This window comes from Arthrobacter sp. NPDC057013 (genome assembly GCF_042674585.1).
Lineage (GTDB): Bacteria > Actinomycetota > Actinomycetes > Actinomycetales > Micrococcaceae > Arthrobacter.
In genome coordinates, this window is record NZ_JBHUSE010000026.1 from 1 (window position 1) to 16,791 (window position 16,791).

16 protein-coding genes are annotated in these 16,791 nt (G+C 66.2%); 5 read left to right on the forward strand and 11 right to left on the reverse strand.

The genetic code is table 11. The annotated features are described in order from the left end of the window. Positions 1-205: 205 nt before the first annotated feature. Positions 206-937 carry a hypothetical protein gene (locus ACFTSA_RS22075; RefSeq protein WP_377954064.1) on the reverse strand — a complete coding sequence of 244 codons (732 nt, stop codon included), beginning with the start codon at positions 935-937 and terminating at the stop codon, positions 206-208. 168 nt (positions 938-1,105) lie between these two features. Between ACFTSA_RS22075 and ACFTSA_RS22080 the strand changes: the two genes are divergently transcribed. After that, the gene (locus tag ACFTSA_RS22080) at positions 1,106-1,759 is read left to right on the forward strand and encodes a hypothetical protein (RefSeq protein ID WP_377954065.1); all 654 of its coding nucleotides are present in this window, start codon (positions 1,106-1,108) and stop codon (positions 1,757-1,759) included. 25 nt (positions 1,760-1,784) lie between these two features. Here the strand turns inward: ACFTSA_RS22080 and ggt are convergent, their stop codons facing one another. After that, positions 1,785-3,611 (reverse strand): gamma-glutamyltransferase, encoded by a 1,827-nt coding sequence (gene ggt / locus ACFTSA_RS22085; RefSeq protein WP_377954067.1) that lies wholly within the window; start codon positions 3,609-3,611, stop codon positions 1,785-1,787. Between the two features lie 123 nt (positions 3,612-3,734). Beyond that, entirely contained in the window at positions 3,735-4,976 is a 1,242-nt protein-coding gene (locus ACFTSA_RS22090; RefSeq protein ID WP_377954149.1) for an MFS transporter, read from the reverse strand. A 194-nt stretch (positions 4,977-5,170) separates the two neighbouring features. Here ACFTSA_RS22090 and ACFTSA_RS22095 point away from each other — a divergent pair, with 194 nt between their 5' ends. Next, positions 5,171-7,327, forward strand: a complete 2,157-nt coding sequence (locus ACFTSA_RS22095; RefSeq protein ID WP_377954068.1) for a glycogen debranching N-terminal domain-containing protein — start codon at positions 5,171-5,173, stop codon at positions 7,325-7,327. 57 nt (positions 7,328-7,384) lie between these two features. Here ACFTSA_RS22095 and ACFTSA_RS22100 read toward each other — a convergent pair whose 3' ends face one another. Beyond that, positions 7,385-8,323, reverse strand: a complete 939-nt coding sequence (locus tag ACFTSA_RS22100; RefSeq protein ID WP_377954151.1) for a 5'-3' exonuclease H3TH domain-containing protein — start codon at positions 8,321-8,323, stop codon at positions 7,385-7,387. 67 nt (positions 8,324-8,390) lie between these two features. Here ACFTSA_RS22100 and ACFTSA_RS22105 point away from each other — a divergent pair, with 67 nt between their 5' ends. Then, positions 8,391-8,978 (forward strand): HhH-GPD-type base excision DNA repair protein, encoded by a 588-nt coding sequence (locus ACFTSA_RS22105; RefSeq protein WP_377954069.1) that lies wholly within the window; start codon positions 8,391-8,393, stop codon positions 8,976-8,978. A gap of 44 nt (positions 8,979-9,022) precedes the next feature. Here ACFTSA_RS22105 and ACFTSA_RS22110 read toward each other — a convergent pair whose 3' ends face one another. The 6 genes from ACFTSA_RS22110 to ACFTSA_RS22135 form a co-directional block, all read right to left on the reverse strand. Next, positions 9,023-9,487, reverse strand: coding sequence for a phage tail protein (locus ACFTSA_RS22110; protein ID WP_377954070.1), 465 nt, complete (start codon positions 9,485-9,487; stop codon positions 9,023-9,025). A gap of 92 nt (positions 9,488-9,579) precedes the next feature. Next, entirely contained in the window at positions 9,580-10,761 is a 1,182-nt protein-coding gene (locus tag ACFTSA_RS22115) for a M20 family metallopeptidase (protein ID WP_377954071.1), read from the reverse strand. Between the two features lie 6 nt (positions 10,762-10,767). Next, positions 10,768-12,114, reverse strand: a complete 1,347-nt coding sequence (locus ACFTSA_RS22120; RefSeq protein ID WP_377954072.1) for a hypothetical protein — start codon at positions 12,112-12,114, stop codon at positions 10,768-10,770. Positions 12,115-12,166: 52 nt separating this feature from the next. Then, positions 12,167-13,300: an amidohydrolase family protein gene (locus ACFTSA_RS22125; protein WP_377954073.1), complete on the reverse strand. Its 1,134-nt coding sequence runs from the start codon at positions 13,298-13,300 to the stop codon at positions 12,167-12,169. Between the two features lie 72 nt (positions 13,301-13,372). Beyond that, on the reverse strand, positions 13,373-13,561 hold the full coding sequence (locus ACFTSA_RS22130; protein ID WP_377954153.1) for a dihydrofolate reductase family protein: 189 nt from the start codon (positions 13,559-13,561) through the stop codon (positions 13,373-13,375). A gap of 1 nt (position 13,562) precedes the next feature. Continuing rightward, the gene (locus tag ACFTSA_RS22135; protein ID WP_377954074.1) at positions 13,563-14,147 is read right to left on the reverse strand and encodes a TetR/AcrR family transcriptional regulator; all 585 of its coding nucleotides are present in this window, start codon (positions 14,145-14,147) and stop codon (positions 13,563-13,565) included. Positions 14,148-14,265: 118 nt separating this feature from the next. Here ACFTSA_RS22135 and ACFTSA_RS22140 point away from each other — a divergent pair, with 118 nt between their 5' ends. Both ACFTSA_RS22140 and ACFTSA_RS22145 read left to right on the forward strand, forming a co-directional pair. Further along, complete coding sequence (locus ACFTSA_RS22140) at positions 14,266-14,619, forward strand: cupin domain-containing protein (protein WP_377954079.1); 354 nt, start codon at positions 14,266-14,268, stop codon at positions 14,617-14,619. A 35-nt stretch (positions 14,620-14,654) separates the two neighbouring features. After that, positions 14,655-15,962, forward strand: a complete 1,308-nt coding sequence (locus ACFTSA_RS22145) for a flavin monoamine oxidase family protein (protein WP_377954080.1) — start codon at positions 14,655-14,657, stop codon at positions 15,960-15,962. A gap of 34 nt (positions 15,963-15,996) precedes the next feature. Here ACFTSA_RS22145 and ACFTSA_RS22150 read toward each other — a convergent pair whose 3' ends face one another. Beyond that, positions 15,997-16,602, reverse strand: a complete 606-nt coding sequence (locus ACFTSA_RS22150; protein WP_377954081.1) for a TetR/AcrR family transcriptional regulator — start codon at positions 16,600-16,602, stop codon at positions 15,997-15,999. Between the last annotated feature and the right edge of the window lie 189 nt (positions 16,603-16,791).

A 16,791-nucleotide genomic window follows, 5' to 3' on the forward strand; every position in this document is an offset into this window, starting at 1 on the left:
ACCGCTGCCGTCGCATCCATACCCACAGCATGACAGGGGGCTACGACAATTTAAGGATGGAAAGTACACCCCAAGGGGACCACATCGAAAAGTTTCTTTAGACCGCCTAAGAACGAAAACCAGGTGGCACTTAAAGAAACCCAGAGCCCACGCCCGGACCTGCACGGCCTGGGGAAGCAGACCGTGCAGGAGCTTTGGAACCCGGCTATTGCCGGACCACGACGTCGTCGACGTAAGCGTCGCCCATTTGGCGCGGGTGCTCGGCGCCGAACTGGACCTTGCTCAGGTTCGTGCCGCCGAGGGCCACCCTGTTGTTGGCGAACACCCGGGCGCCGTCGAGCCAGATCGCAATCGACGACTTGTCGCCATTGGCTCTGACCTGCATCTGCACATGGTGCCAGGTGTTCAGGGTCATGTTCCGGGCCAGGAGCCTGGTGTACGAGAACGTCCCGTTGGGGTTCGTGGTCCGCAGCCAGGGCATGCCCGTGGCGTTGTCACGGAACACGTCTGCAATGCGCGTGCCGCCGGAGAAGAACCGCACATAGGGCACGTTGTTCCCCCGGAGACCGCCGGAAACGATGTTGACCCAGGCGTCCGCGCTGGCCCGATTGGTGCCGGCTCCCAGGCCGAATCCCATGTTGGCCACAGACCCGACGGTATTGGTGGCCCGCAGCCGGACCGAGCAGGTGCCGCTGTGGGCCATGGGGCTTGCAACGGCCACTGTGGCGATGCCCGACCGCGTGGCCACGAACGGGGCAATGGTGTTGCCCTCGAAGGTCGTGGCGGTCAGTACCTTGCCCCCGAGGTTGGTCACCGGGACTGCCGTTCCGGGACGGCAGGTGGCCGCCAGTGCAGCCGGTGATGAACCGAAAATCAGGCTGCCCGACAGCAGCAGCCCAAGGCTCCCGATCGTGCCGAGTTTCCGTAGCTCGCCCATGGCATGTCCTCACTGTTGTTCGGTTTAGTCTCCGTAGCCATACAGCTTGCACCCCGGGCACATGGTCGGCTCCGGAAGTTGGGAAAACCTTGGGGAACCTTATGAAGCGCATAATGGCAACATCCACAGGCGAAAAATCGCGACGGCGGGCAGGGACAGGAGGTCCGGATGCTGAGGCTTCCCCGCATCACAATTGAGGTTCCGGTGCTCAGTGTCGGCACCAAACCCGCGGACTACGAACAGCTCGCCGCCTACGCGGACGGGCTGCGCAGGCCGCAGGGCCTGCACATGACCCTGCTCCACATCGGCATCCTGGAGGATTTCGCCGCCGACGTTGCAGACTGGACCAAGGGCGCCACCGATCCCGCCGAGGCCACCGCCATGACGGCGGACTGGCTGCGTGCGCTGCCCGTGCTGGAGGGTTTCTCCGGAACGGCGGAGCGGCTGGTCCTGCTGGGCGGCGGCAGGGTGTCCGGCCTCGAGGTGGACGTTCCCCAAAACGTGCGCGACTTCCAGGTCTCGCTCGTGCAGGCCCTCCGTGAGCTGCTGGACGACCTGCTGGTGGACAACCCCGATGACTTCATCCTCAGCTCCCGTGCCTTGGGCTACAGGTATCCGCGGTGGCGGCCCCACGTTGCCGTGGGCAAGCCGAAGTCACAGGACCACTCATGGGAGGGCAGGTCACGGCCGGACCGGCTGGGCGGACACCGGTCACGGGATAGCAGCGGCTCCTGGGAGATACGTCCGCTCGCCGCGGAGTTCGGACCGTCGCAGATCCGGAACCGGCAGCTGCTGCCGGGTTCCGGCGACGGCCGGCCCTAGCAGAAGCGAAGGCCGACGGCGGGACTCACCTCGCGGGCTTGACCACCATGGCGGAGCCTCCCCCGCGCCTTACGGGCTCGGCCGCGGCAACGAGGCGCCCGCCTGACTTGAACTCGATGGCGGTGGCTGCGCCGATCTCCGCTGCCGACGTGAACGCGTCGCCGGACGGCGTGAACACGTGCCCGAACGGCATCAGCTGCTTTTCGTAAAGCGCGATGAACCCGGGTTCCGCCGTGACCTTGGCCGAGTTGCGCTGCGCCGCCCGCGGAGCCGCGATGGCATCAGAGATGTTCATCCCCAGATCCACCCTGTTCAGGATGGTCTGCAGGACGGTGGTGATGATCGTCGAGCCGCCGGGCGAGCCGAGGGCGAGGAACGGGTCGCCGTCCTCGAGGATGATCGTCGGCGACATCGAGGAGCGCGGCCGCTTGCCGGGGTCGATCCGGTTCGGATCCTTCGGGTCGTACACGGTGGAGAAGTCGGTCAGTTCGTTGTTCAGCAGGAAGCCGCGGCCGGGAACCACAATGCCTGCGCCGCCGGTCTGCTCGATGGTGAGCGTGTACTCGACGACGTTGCCCCACTTGTCGGCGACCGTCAGGTTGGTGGTGGAGATGTTCTCGGTGTCCTTCTCGGTGGCGGGGGCCGCCGCGGGTGCCGGGCACGCGCCGTCGTAATTTGCCACGTCACCCGGCGCAACGGGCTTCACGGCCGCCAGCTTGGGGTTGATCTTGCATGAGCGTTCCTTGCCGAACAGCGGGTCCGTGAGTGCGTTGGTGGGAACGTCGACGAAGGCGGGGTCGCCCACGTACTTGCCGCGGTCCGCAAAGGCGAGCGCGCTCGCTTCGAGGTAGTGATGCAGCGCGCTGGGCGTGGACATCCCGGCGACGTCGAACGGCTCAAGGATGTTCAGCGCCTCGCCCACCGTGGTGCCGCCGCTGCTCGACGGAGCCATGCCGTAGACATCCAGGCCGCGGTATTCCACATGGGTGGGCCGCTGGTTCAGGGCCCGGTACTTGGCCAGGTCCGCCGTCGTCAGGTGGCCGGCCGGGATGGGCAGTTTGGTAGTCTTGGTCTTCGGCGGAGCCTGCACCGCTGCGGCGATCTCCTTGGCGAGCGCGCCGTGATAGAAGCCGCGGGTGCCCTTGTCTGCCAACAGCCGGTAGGTTGCGGCGAGGTCCGGGTTTTTGAAGATACTGCCGACGGCGGGTGCGTCACCGCCGGGGAGGAAGAGCTTGCTGGTGGAGGTGAACGCCTCGAAGCGCAGCTTGTTGTCCAGGGTCTGCTGGCGGAAGGTATCGTCCACCACGAAGCCGCGGTCGGCCACTTTGATGGCGGGTTCGAGGACGTCATCAAGGTCCTTGGTTCCCCACCGGTCCAGGGCGCGCTCCCACGTTGCCGGCGTGCCGGGTACGCCCACCGACACGCCGCTGGTGACGAGCTCCGGGGTGAAGTTGTAGGGCTTGCCGGTCTTGGGGTCGATGAAGGCGTCATGCGGCATGGTGGCCGGTGCTGTCTCACGGCCGTCGATGGTGCTCACATGGCCGGTGTGCGAACTGTAGAAGAGGAAATACCCGCCGCCGCCCACGCCGGCGCTGTAGGGCTCGGTCACGCCGAGGGTGGCCGCGGCTGCGACGGCGGCGTCCGCCGCATTCCCGCCCCTGCGGAGGATATCGATGGCCGCGGCGGATGCTTCGGGGTCCACGGTGCTCACCGCGCCGCCGTAGCCGGTGGCCGTGGCGGCCTTTTCGGTCACCCTTTCGTCAGCAAACGCGGGGCTGGCGACTGCCCCCGCCGTCACGCTCATCGCCAGTGCCGTGGTGACGGCTGCTACTCGGCTTCTCAGGTATGGCATGGTCGCTCCCTGGTGTGAGTAATGCGGGTTGACGGTACTGTCACGCTACTCCGCGGCGGAAGGACACTCAACGGCAAACATTCACCGGCCCGGAGTTTCAGACCTGCCCACTTTCGCGCCCGGTCACCGGCTGTGTGCTTCGTCAGCGGCGGCGCCCTGCCTGCGGCTGGCATACAGGAACGGCACGGCGAGCAGCTGAATCACGCCGCTGAACGCCACCGACGCTGAATAGCCGTATACGTCGGCTGCCCGGCCGAGCACCGGCTGCACCACCACGCCGCCGCTGGAGCCCATGAGCGAGGCGAAGCTGAGCACCGTGGCCCGCTGCCTGGAGTCGATCATGTCGTTGAGGTACGCCTGCCCCACCGGGATCCCCACCTCGGCCACCAGCGCCCACACAGCCAGCAGTACCAGGGCCACCCAGAACTCACGGGTGAACCCGAGCGCCACCAGGATCAGTGCGCTGACTGCGCCGCTGAGGATCAGCACCGTGGTGCGCTTGCGGACCAGGCGCCGGAAGCGGGGAGCCAGCCAGCCGCCGAGGACCTCGGCCCCCGCCACGATGGCCGCCGCCAGACCCGCGATGGCGTACGCACCACGGTCGCCGAACAGCTCAAGCAGGAAAGGCTGCAGGGCATAGAAAACATAAATCCCGACGCCGGCAGTGAAGGGCGCGGACAGCATCACGTACCGCACGGGCGGATTTTTCAGGCCGTTCTCGATGGACGCCGAAAGGACGGCGCGCACCGCCTGGAGGGGGCGCGCCGCGTGGTCTGGGGTGAAGCCGACGTCGTGCATGAGCCACAGGGCCACTCCGAACATCGCCAGCAACACGCCGACCCGGAGCAGGAACGGCACACCGAGGTTGGTGGCCTGGGCGATCACCCCGCCCGCGACTGACCCGATGAGCATGGCGGTTCCGGACACCATCTGGCCGCGGCCGAGCACCGTCTCCAGCGCGCCGTCGTAGCCGGAGAAGTGCAGCGCGTCCACCAGCCATGCCTCCACGGCGCCGGAGAAAAACGTGAAGCCCAGGCCGAGCAGTACGGACACCACTGCCCATTCCCAGAACGGCGCGGAAAGCTGCCACAGCAGATAGTAGAGGAGCGTCGAGACGGACAGCGTGGCGGTGCCGAGCAGGAAGGAGACGCGGCGCCCCCAGCCGTCGGCCACCACGCCGGTGGGTACCTCGAAAATGACCATCCCGGCGGTGAAGAACGCGTTCGCGGCAAAGGCCTCAAGGTTGCTGAGCCCGGCATCGAGCAGGAAGAGCGTGTTGATGCCCCAGATGAACGATGCCGCAAGGGTATTGCCCAGTGTCAGCGTCAGGTAGATGCGCTGCACCTTGCGGGCCGCCGGATTCATCGCCTCGCTGTCCGTGCCGGCGCGAAGTTGGGGCACGAAACCATTCTCGCCGTCTTCACCGAAGGCCGCCAGAGACCCTTTTGTCAGGGGGCGTTCGAGCGTAGCGTCATGCCCAACGGAGTAGGCGGCGAGAGGCAGTGCGGCTCCGGTCCGCACAGCGCTGTCTCCCTCCTGAGCCGTCGAAGGAGGCGGAAATGGCTGCTGGCTGGAATGCTGATACGGCTGCCGGTCCGGTGGGGGCGGGCACGGTCACCCTGGTGGAGGGTTCGTCCTTCTGTATTTCCTTGGCAAACGGGGATATCCATCCGGAACATCCGCACGGGGTCTTCCACGAGGACACCCGCATCCTGTCCCGCTGGAACCTGTCAGTGAACGGCCTGCCCCTGGAGGCACTGACCGCGGAGACCAAGGAGCCGTACCGGGCCCTGTTCATCGGCCGGGTGCCCCGCTCCGACGGGTACGCGGACAGTCCCCTGATCGTGGAGCGCCTGCGGGAGGTGGGTGCCGGCATCCGCGAGGAGATCACCATCCGGAACTACTCCTCGACGGAGACCGAGTGCGTCGTTTCGCTCAGTGTTGAATCGGATTTCGCGGACCTCTTCGAGGTCAAGGAGGCCCGTGTCCAGCGGCGCTGGGAGGAATCCCGCCGGCCGGAGGGCGAGTCGCTGGTGATCAAGGCCGGCTGGCAGGACCTCGTCAAGAGCGTCATCGTCAACGCAAGCGGAGCCGAGGTCACTGCCGACTCCCTGACGTTCCGGACGGTGGTCCCGCCGCGCGGTGCGTGGAGCTCGCGGGTGAGCGTGGCGCCTGCCGCCAACGGCGGCGGGGTCCCGCCGTCGTCGTTGATCCGTCCGGCTGCCGGTGAGCTGTCCCCCAGCGACCGGCGCCGGCAGGAATGGGTGGCCAAGATTCCCAAGCTCCACATGGGCAACCGCTCCATCGAGCGCACCCTGCGGCGCAGCTACGACGACCTGGGCGCTCTCCGGATCGAGGATCCCGCCCACCCTGAGCGGATCGTGGTGGCCGCGGGTGCGCCTTGGTTCATGACGCTGTTTGGCCGGGACTCACTGTGGGCATCGGAAATGGCGCTGCCGGTGGACCCGTCCCTGGCGCTGGGCACCCTGCAGACACTGGCCGACCGGCAGGGCAAGGTGGTGGACCCGATGAGCGAGGAGGAGCCCGGGAAGATCCTGCACGAGGTCAGGCTGGGCGTCTCCAGCGGACTGGCGCTGGGCGGCAAGTCCGCCTACTACGGCAGCATCGACGCAACCCCGCAGTTCGTCATGGCGCTCGGATCGGTCAGCCGCTGGGGATTCGGCCGAGACACCATCGCCGCCCTCCTGCCGCACGCCGACCGTGCGCTGGACTGGGTCCGGACATACGGCGACAAGGACGGCGACGGATTCGTCGAGTATGAACGGCTCAACGACCAGGGCCTCATCAACCAGGGCTGGAAGGATTCATGGGACGGCATCAACTTTGCCGACGGTTCGCTGGCACAGCCGCCGATCGCACTGTGCGAAGTGCAGGCCTTGGTGTACTCGGCGTTTTTGTCCCGGGCGTGGATGGCGTACGACGCCGGTGACGCCGCTTTGGCGGCGCGGCTCACCGATGAGGCAGCGGAGCTGAAGAGGAAATTCAACGAGCAGTTCTGGCTGCCTGACCGGGGGTACTACGCCGTGGCACTCGACGGGGACAAGCGGCCCGTTGATGCGTGCGCTTCGAACATGGGGCAGTGCCTGTGGCACGGCATCGTGGATGAGGACAAGCTGCCGCTCGTAGTCGAGCGGCTGATGTCCCCGGAGATGTTCAGCGGCTGGGGCGTCCGAACGCTGGCCACCGACATGGGCGCCTACAATCCCGCCAGCTACCACAACGGCTCCGTCTGGCCGCACGACAACGCGGTCATTGCGGCGGGCCTGCTGCGCTACGGCTTCGTGGAGGAGGCGCAGCGGATCGCCACGGCCCTGCTCGAGGCGGCGGAGTACACTGACGGCCGGCTTCCTGAACTGTTCTGCGGCTTCAGCCGGGACCAGGTCACCGAGCCGGTGCCGTATCCGACCGCGTGTTCCCCGCAGGCGTGGGCGGCCACCACACCGATCATGCTGGTGACCAGCCTCATGCGGTACGACGCCCACGTGTCCCGCGGCGGCGTGTGGATGGATCCGGTGCTGCCCGCCTCTTATGGCGATCTGCACATCACCAACGCACCCATGGGGACCGGCCGGATCACCATCGACATCACGGGTTCCGAGGCCTCCGTGCAGGGACTGCCGGAGGGGCTGACCTTCCACCGCGAACACCGGCCGTGGCTGACGGAACTGATGGCCGAGGCCGGGCTGGGAAAGTAAGGACCCGGCGTCGGGCTATCCCCTGGACCTGGTCATTTCCGCTGCACCGGCGGCCGATCACGGCCGCTGGTCCAGCGCCTGCAGCAGCCGCCGGACCGAGCCGCCGAGGTTCCACTCCGTGGCGAGCCGCTCCAGTTCCTCCCTCGCCTCACCGGTGACGGCATGCAGTTCCGCGCCCGCTTCCTCCAGGGACGGCAGCTCCAGATTGCGCACCACATTGACGACGGCGGGGGCCACCTTGAGATAGGCTGCGGCGGCGGCGAGCTTGGAGCGCACCGACGCGGACACCCCGCCGCCTGGATCGGCCGCCGCCGCGAGCAGACCGTCGAGGGTGCCGTGTTCCAGGAGCAGCGCAGCCGCGGTCTTCTCGCCGATGCCGGCCACACCGGGCAGCCCGTCCGAGGCGTCGCCGCGGAGGGTGGCATAGTCGGCGTACTGCTGAGGCAGCACGCGGTACTTTTCGACGACGACGGCGTCGGTCAGGACCTCGAGGTTCCGCATGCCCCGGGCGGTGTAGATCACACGCACCTGGCGGTCATCGTCGACCAGCTGGAAGAGGTCCCTGTCCCCCGTCACCACGTCCACGGGAAGGCCGGCGTGGCTGGCGTAGGTGCCCACGACGTCGTCGGCCTCATGCTCCGGGACACCCACGACGGGTATGCCGGCCAGGCCCAGCACGCGGCGGATCAGCGGGATCTGCGCCTCCAGTTCGTCCGGCACCACCTCCACGTCGGCCGCACCGGCCACCACCTCCGCCACCCGGTGGGCCTTGTAGGTGGGAATGAGGTCCACCCGCCACTGGGGCCGCCAGTCGTCATCCCAGCAGGCCACCAGATGCGTGGCGCCGTAGTCGGTGGTGAGCCGGGCGATCATGTCGAGCAGGCCGCGGACGGCGTTCACCGGGGTGCCGTCCGCGCGGCGGAGGGTGTCGGGCAGGCCGTAGAAGGCGCGGAAGTACAGGGACGCGGTGTCGAGCAGCATCAGGCGGTTGACCATGACTGATCCTGACACGGATTGACCGTGCGGAGCCCGGGACACGGGCCGGAAGTGGGAGGATGGGCGCATGGAACTGCACATAACCGGCGACGATGCCGCCGACAAACTGCTCAGCGATGACGCCTTCGCCCTTCTCACCGGCATGCTGCTTGACCAGCAGGTGACCATGGAGTCGGCTTTCGCCGGACCCGAAAAGATCCGCGCGCGCATCGGCTCCATCAGTCCTGCCGCCGTGGCCGAGCATGACCCTGCAGGCTTCGTTGAGGTCTTCAAGGAACGTCCGGCCGTCCACCGCTTCCCCGGTTCCATGGCCGCCCGCGTCCAGGCGCTCGCCGAAGCCGTGCAGAGCGAGTGGGGCGGCGAGGCAACCGCCATCTGGACCCGGGATGAGCCCGACGGCAAGGAAGTCCTCCGCAGGCTGAAGGCACTGCCGGGATTCGGCGAACAGAAGGCCAAGATCTTCCTGGCGCTGCTCGGCAAGCAGTGCGGGCTCCAGGCGCCGGGCTGGCGTGAGGCCGCCGGCCACTACGGCGAGGAGGGTTCCTACCTCTCAGTTGCCGACATCGTGGACCCGGAGTCGCTGACGAAGGTGCGCGCCAGCAAGCAGGCAGCCAAGGCTGCCGCAAAGGCAGCAAAAGCGCCGGCCGCCGAGTAGCGGTCAGCTAATACGACGGCGGCCGGTCGCCTTCGCAGGGCCGCTTAGTACTCGCCCTTGATCACGAAGTAGGAGCCGCGGATCTCCCCGGCCAGCTTCGACTTCTGGCGTGCGAACTTGAAGCTGGATGAGAGTTCCTCGGGAACTTCCATGCCCTGGGAGAGCTTGAATCCGACTGCCCGCTTCGCACCCTCCTCGATGCCGTACATGACGTTGACGGACAGCCCGGATTCGTAGAAAACATAGGCCATCCGAAGGCCGTCCACCTCGAAGGAGGTGACCTCGAGCGGCCGGGCTGAGAACGCGATGTTGCGCTCATCGGACAGGATGCGGTTCACCCAGTCGAGCGTTTCCGGCGCCTCGCTGGCTGGTTCGACGGTGAACACGTGGTCGTACTTGTTCTTGTAATAGCGCGCCTCGTTGGCACGCAGTCCCGCCAAAGCTTCCGCCACTGGGGACGACTCCAGGCCGACGGTGGAAACGTTCTGGAAGTCTACGGTGTATGGCATGCGCCCTCCTGGTTATGATTCATCGCACTCCTCACCCTAATGTCCCTTGCTGCGGCCCGGCTTCTCGATTCCTGATGGGTTGGGGTGGTGCCTTATGCACTCCCCCGGCCGAGCACCTGGGCGGCAACCAGGTACCCGGTGAGCAGGGCAGTTGCCACCCGGCCGATGGCCTGTTCATCCGGTGCGAATGTGCTGGCGTGCAGGTTGCCGCTCGCCGCAGGCATCCCGGTGAAGATCATCACCGCGCGGGCCGCTGAGGCATAGAAGGCGAAATCATCGGATCCATACGAACGGAACTCCCGGACCTCATACCCCTGAGCGCCAAGGTGACGCCCGATCCCGACGGCAAGTTCGGCGTCGTTTTCCAGAATCGGCTCACCCTTCCGGATTTCGAGGCGCACCGCGCAGTCGTGGGCAGTGGCGACGCCGTTTGCCACCTGGCGCAGACGGGTGTGGATCATGTGGCGTTGCGGTTCCGTCATGGTGCGGATGGTTCCGGTCACCGTAGCCTCTTCCGGGATTGCATTGGGGCTGCCGCCGGCATGAATGGTCCCGACCGTGAGTACTGCGGACATCGTGGGATCCATGTTGCGCGCAACGATTTGCTGGCAGGAAACCACAAAGGCACTGGCGGCAAGAAGGGCGTCCGAAGCATGATGGGGATAGGCGCCATGAGCCGGCCGGCCGCTGAGGACCAGTTCGAATTCGTCGGCGGCGGCATTGACCGGTCCGGGCATGCAGGAATAGGCCAGGGAATCCAACGCCGGCTGCAGGTGTGCCCCGACAACAGCCCCCACCTGCTGGGCCGCCAGGGCCCCCGACCGAACCACGTCGTGGGCACCCGATTCGCCGACTTCCTCGCGGGGCTGGAGAATCCCCACCAGCGGAACGGGCAACGGCACCGTCAGTGCCAGCGTGCGGGCAACCGCGACAAATGCCGCCATGTGCACGTCGTGTCCGCAGGCGTGCATGGCGCCGTTGCCGGCGGCCCAGGGCAGTCCTGTCTGTTCCACAATCGGCAGGGCATCCATCTCAGCCCTGATCGCCACCGAGACGCCGGCGCCGCCGAGACGGACGATGCCGATGTTTCCGGTGAGGGTTTCCTTTCGGAATGCGTCCGGCAGCTCGTTCATCAGCGTGGCCAGGGTGTCGCCCTCATCCCCCGAAACCCGGGGCTCGGCGTGGAGTTGCCGGTGCAGCCCTTGGACGTTTTGCACCTGGCGGGCCAGGCGTTCGAATGCTGCACCTGCATTGAAGGCTTCGGACGGGGTCATCTCCTGCTAGTACCGCCACCGCAGGGCGGCGATGACTGACTCACGGTCGAGCTTTGCAAACCGCTCCGATTCGCCCCTCCGCACCGCCACATAAGCATCCACCAACTCATGGCCCAACACTGTGCGGAGGAAACTGCTGCCGTCCAGATCGTCTAAAGCCGTGAACATGTCGGGGGCAAATGTCCGGATATCCAGGCGCTCCCGTTCCTCCCCGCTCAATGTGCCGGGGTCCACGGTGACCTCGGCGGGCAGTTGCAGCTGTCCGCTGAAGCCCTCGAGTGCGGCTGCAAGGATTGCTGCCACGGCGAGGTACTGGTTGGCGGCGCCATCGCAGCATTTCACTTCCACGTTCGATTGCCTGTCCTCGTAGCCTTTGAGGCCCGGCACGAAGCGCACGGCGGCCTCGCGGTTGCCCGTGCCCCAGCAGATGAAGCCGCCCGCCCACTGCTGCGGCTGGAGCCGGGCCAGGCTCAGGGCGCTTCCGCCGAGCAATGATGCACTTTCAGCCAGTTTCCCGAGGACGCCCGCGATCATGCTCTCGCCGGCGGGGCTCATCCCGGTGCCGGCTGCTGCGTCGTAGAAGACGTTGCCGTCGCCGTTCCTCGCGGAGAAGTGGATGTGGCATCCGTTGGTCGCAGTTGTGGAATCCGCTATCGGCGAGTAAGAAACGTGCAGTCCATGCCGGCGGGAGACCCTGGCAACGATGAACCGGGTCAGGAGGTAATCATCCACGGCCTGGACCGGGTTCCGCGGGGCCAGAGCGATTTCCACCTGGCCCCGGCCATACTCGGGGTGGATCTGTTCCACCGGAACGCCGGCTTCCACAAGCGCTGTCAGTACGTCCAGGCTCCATGCTTCCAGCTGCAGGAAGGCGGCCGCACCATAGCCAGGACCCTCGTGCGCCAGCACAGGCGCGTCCTGAGTGCCGCCGAACACCGTGAACTCCAGCTCGAGGCCCACGGAAACCTCCAGTCCTGCCGCGGCCCATTCGGCTGAAACCCGTTTGAGTGCCGTGCGCTGGCAGGTTGGATAAGGGGCACCCCGCATGTCCACCAGGTCGGCCGGCACCCAGGCGAGGCCGGTGGACTTGTCGATGACAGCAACAGCCGAGCGGTCAGGCATGCCCCGCAGGTCTCCAACGATGGGATCGATTGCTGATGACCGGGTGACGTGGTCGTCAGCGGCCAGCAGGACTCCGACGCTAACTGAGACGCCGCAGCCATTGGAGAAGGCATCTTCAACCTTGGGCCCCGGCAGTACCTTGACCCTTGATACACCCGCGTTGTCCAGGCAGGAAATGACAAGAGCCCTGACGTACTGGAGATCCATATCCGTCTTTGGATTTGAGGTCACAGCGTTCCTTTCCATGCTTCAGACGACTTGCTCAGGTGATGGGCGTTGAACATCATGGATTCAGGTTGTAGACGCGTCTGGCGTTTTCCGAGCCGACCATCGAGGCGATCCTTTCCGCGTCGTCCGCGGTTGCCCAGCCCGAGGCGATCCAGCCGTCCATCAGGGCCGCGAACGAAGTCCGCCAGCTGGCGGCGCTGACAGCGTAGTGCTCGGCAAGGCCGTAGGAATCCGATGAGTAGAGGATCTTGCTGAAAGGTGCGACTTCCATCGCCTGACGGATTGCGGTGCCGGCACTGGGCCCTAGGTAATGCGAAACCAGACCCACGTCCAGGTAAACGTGCGGGAAGACCTGGGCTAGAATGCCGGCTTCCCTGATGAAGGGGTAGCAGTGCAGCAGCATGAAATCGATGCCCAGTGACCTGGTGGCGCGGAACAGCGGATTGAGCCGGGATGGATCAGCCCGGAAGAGCTGGACGTCCGAGTCGCCATACCCCGTGTGGAGCTGAACAGGCAGGCCCGTGTCGATCCCCGACCAAAGCCCGAACCTCAGCAGCACCGGGTCGGTAACCCTGAAGGACCCGCTCCCCTCGGCTGTTCGGAACCATTCATCAGCCGCCTGGAGCACTTCACGCCCGGAGGGCCGTTCCGCCGGGATATCGAACCCGTGGCGGTAGGCGATGATGGATTTCACTCCGACAGCCTCCCGGGTTCTGGCTGCCAGCGTCTCCGGGAACTTCGCCACGAAGCCGGCCGCAGTGGATTCGGACGCGAGGTCCTCGGCTAAACTCTCGATGCGGACGATCTCGCGAACGCGGGCATCGGCGCGCACGGCCATGGCGGCGGGGTCGGGAAGCCGTGCATCCCGGATGCCCGTGTCCAGGAGGTAGTCGGACGTCCCGGTGCTGCGAAGCAGCAGGCTGTTCGCTTCGACTGCCCCAATGCTCCTGCGGTGCGCCAGGTATTCATTTACGGGCGCATTCGGTTCGAGTCCGAGGACTGGTGCGCAAAAGCGCCGAACCGCCAGGCCGAAGGGCGAGTCGAGGCTGTCCGTGCCTGCCGGCGCCGGCCAGCCGGACTCCGTGGCCAGGTCCCGGAACTCGGCCTCGCTCAGTTCGGCGTCGACGACGCCGTGGCAGTGGTGGTCGACCAGGGGCAGGTCAATCCTGCGGCTGCTCGCATCCGTCATGATCACCGCCAACTGTCGTGTTCGGCCACACCTAGATCGAGTATGGAGCCGATGTCACCGGGAGGAAAGCCGCTACGCCGACAGGTACGTCACCATCAGCGCCCCCGTCCAGGTGGTCGCGGCGTCGACCAGCCGCAGCCGGCGCGGGTCGTGGTCCGGCCCGAACAAGCGGCGGCCCGAGCCTAGTACCAGCGGGTGAATCATCTGGAACAGCTCGTCGACGAGGCCGAGCGGGAGCAGGGACCGGCGACTCCGTCCGATATCAGCTGGCGTGGACCGCCGGAGTGTTTACGCGGCCGCCCAAAGCGGTCCACAGGTAGCGGATGGCCGCCTCGACGCCCTTGGAGTCGGCGCCCGCCAGGAGCTGCAGGACCAGGCCGTCCAACGCCGCAAAGGCGGCCTGGGCAGCACCCTCCTGCCCGCCGAAGCCGATCCGCTCCAGGCCGTCGGAGAGCGCTGCAATGTAGCTTTCGTAAAGGTGCTGCACCGGACCGGCCAGTTCGGGGCGCCGCCGCGACTCCAGGATCATCTCGTACTGGAAGACCTGGATGTCGGGGTTGTCCGCAATCAGCGACAGGATGCTTTGGCAGAACTCCTCCTCGGTGGCAGGCAGCGCTTCGAGCCGGGTCAGCCCGATCGACTGGCGCACAGACCATTCGAGTGCTGCCTCGATGAGGGCATCCCGCTTGCCGAAGTGGTGGACCACCAGGGTGTTGTTGACGCCGGCGTGCTCGGCAACGGCGCGGAATGTCAGGCCCCGCAGTCCCTTGCGCGCCACCACATGCACGGTCGCGGCGAGCAAGGCTTCCCGCCCCGTGCCGTAGCCACCGTGTTTCTCCCCGCCCATGCCACCGATTGTAGCCGCTGCAAACCAGGTATTGACTTCGAACCTAAGCAAATGCTTAGCTGTGACGCACTACCCAACTAAGCAATTGCGGAGTTGTCAGCAATCCGAGGAGGAACCAGTGTCCACGTCCACGAACGCCGTCGAATTCACCGTTCACGATGCCTATAACCCGCAGAAGTACGAGCCCTTCATCCTGGGTCAGGTCCAATGGGTGCGCCGCCCCGGAGACGGCGGCCGTCCCGCGCTGTCGTCCGGCTTCTGGCACGTCACCACTGACGAGGCTCCCGAGCCGTTCGACCTGCTCATCGAGGCGGACGAGACCATCCACATCATCGAGGGCCACCTGCACATCGAGGTCGAGGGCGGCGGAAGCTTCGACCTGAAGCCCGGATCGGCTGCTTCCTTCAACAAAGGCGCGCAGACCCGCTGGAGCGTCGTTGAGGACACCACCGAATTCTTTGTCTACTCCTGACCGTCAACCAGACGATCTGAAACAGAAGGCTCACCATGACTGACACCATCCCCCAAACCGAACAGGCCGACGTCGTCATCATCGGCGCCGGCTTCGCCGGCCTAACGGCCGCCCGTGAGCTGCGCCAGGCCGGCCTGTCCGTAACCGTTCTCGAAGCGCGGGACCGGATCGGCGGCCGCACCTGGCTCGATGACCGGCTTGGCCGCCCGCTGGAAATCGGCGGCACGTGGGTCCACTGGACGCAGCCCTACGTCTGGGCGGAAATGAAGCGCTACGGAATCGGCGCCGTTCAGGGCCCCGTCCCGGAGCGTGCCTACTGGTGGGCCGGCGGTGCGCGGCACGAGGGCAGTCCGGACGAGCTGCTGGGCGAGATCGACACTCCCAACCGGCAGCTCATGGAGCAGTCGCGCGAGTACTTCCCGCAGCCTTTCGCCCCGTTCACCAACCCGGACATCAAGGGCATCGACCACGTTTCCCTATCCCGGAAAATCGGTGAACTGCAGATCCCCGACTCCTCCCGCGAGATCCTGGAATCCTTCTGGGCACTGAACTTCAACGGCCCCATCGACGACGCCGCCTACACCCAGGCCCTGCGGTGGGTGGCGCTCACCAATGGCGACTGGATGGTCAACTTCGAGGCTTGCGCCACCTTCAAGATCCAGGGCGGGACCGGCAAACTGATCAACGGCATCGGCGCCGGAACAGAGGTCCGCTTCGGGAGGACCGTTTCGGCCGTCAACTACACCGAAGGGAACGCCACCGTCATTACCAGCGATGGCGAGGAGTTCCAGGCAGCACACGTGATCTGCACGCTGCCCCTCGGGGCCATGGGCGCCATCGCCTTCGACCCTCCCCTGCCGGCGCCCAGCCAGAAAGGCATCGCCGAAGGCCAGGTTTCCAAGGGCATCAAGGTCTGGATCACCGTCAAGGGCGAAGTGCGGCCGTTCGTTGCCCTTGGCTCGGCGGGGTGGCCACTGAACTTCGTCCAGGCTGAATACGACCAGGACGGCAACACCATCCTCGTTGCCTTCGGCCCCGACACCGCCAGGCTCGACGCCACCGACGCCACGCAAGTCCAGGCTGCCCTCGACCTGCTCGCCCCGGACCTGGAAGTCCTGGACGTCGCCAGCCATGACTGGACCAGCGACCCGCTGTCCCGCCAGACCTGGCCCATGCACCGGCCGGGCTTCCTAACAGAATGCCTGGCCAGCTTCCACCAGCCGCAGGGCGCCCTCCTGTTCGCAGGTTCGGACTATGCGAACGGCTGGGGCGGCTTCATCGACGGCGCCATCGAAAGCGGCCTGGAAGCATCTCGGAGCATCCTCACCGAGCGCGGCGCCTAGCGGCGCCTAACCGGAGGTAAGTGAAGGACGCTACTTACCGGGCCGGGGAGAGGCCGGCGGCGCTCGCGTCGCCGGCTGCGGCCGAACGCTCCAGTAAGCGGCCAACCTGGATGACGGCGGAACGGATCTTCGCCGGATTTCCGAACGTGAGGAACTGGAGCATCAGTCCGTCGAGAGCGGCGAACACTGCCCGGGAAAGTTCCTCGTCCGTGTCGAATGAACGCTCGCGGAGAGCCGTTTCCACAGTGGAGATGTAGTTGCCATACAGGCGGTCCAGAAGCGCTTTGAGCTCCGGCTTTCGCCGCGCTTCCAGCAGCATCTCGAACTGGAAAAGCTGCAGTTCCGGCTCGGCGGACACCGAAGCCAGGAGGGCGTCGGCGAACTGCTCATCAAAATCCGCCACGCGGGCAAGCCCCGTTTCATCAATGGACCGCTGGACGGCCCATTCAAGGGTGGCGGCGAGCAATCCCTCGATCGAGCCGAAGTGGTGCGTGATCAGCGTGTGGTTCACCCCTGCCCGGGCCGCAACAGACCGATAAGTGACTCCGCGCAGACCCTTCTCGGCAACAACATCTATGACCGCCGCCAGCAAGGCATCGCGGCCATCCCCGTAGGGCAATCGTTGGGAATCCAGGCTCATAAGCCGATTTTAGCCCCGCCGGCACGCCCGTTCGTGACCCTTGACACCCAGAACTAAACACTTGTAGAGTTTTACGCGTGATGTGGCTCACCTACCGCTCATCACATCCGCTTCTGCCGGAAGACGCGCACGAGGGGGTGCGCCTCCAGCCGGTCCCCATACGTACTCACAAGGCATGACCCATGCGTC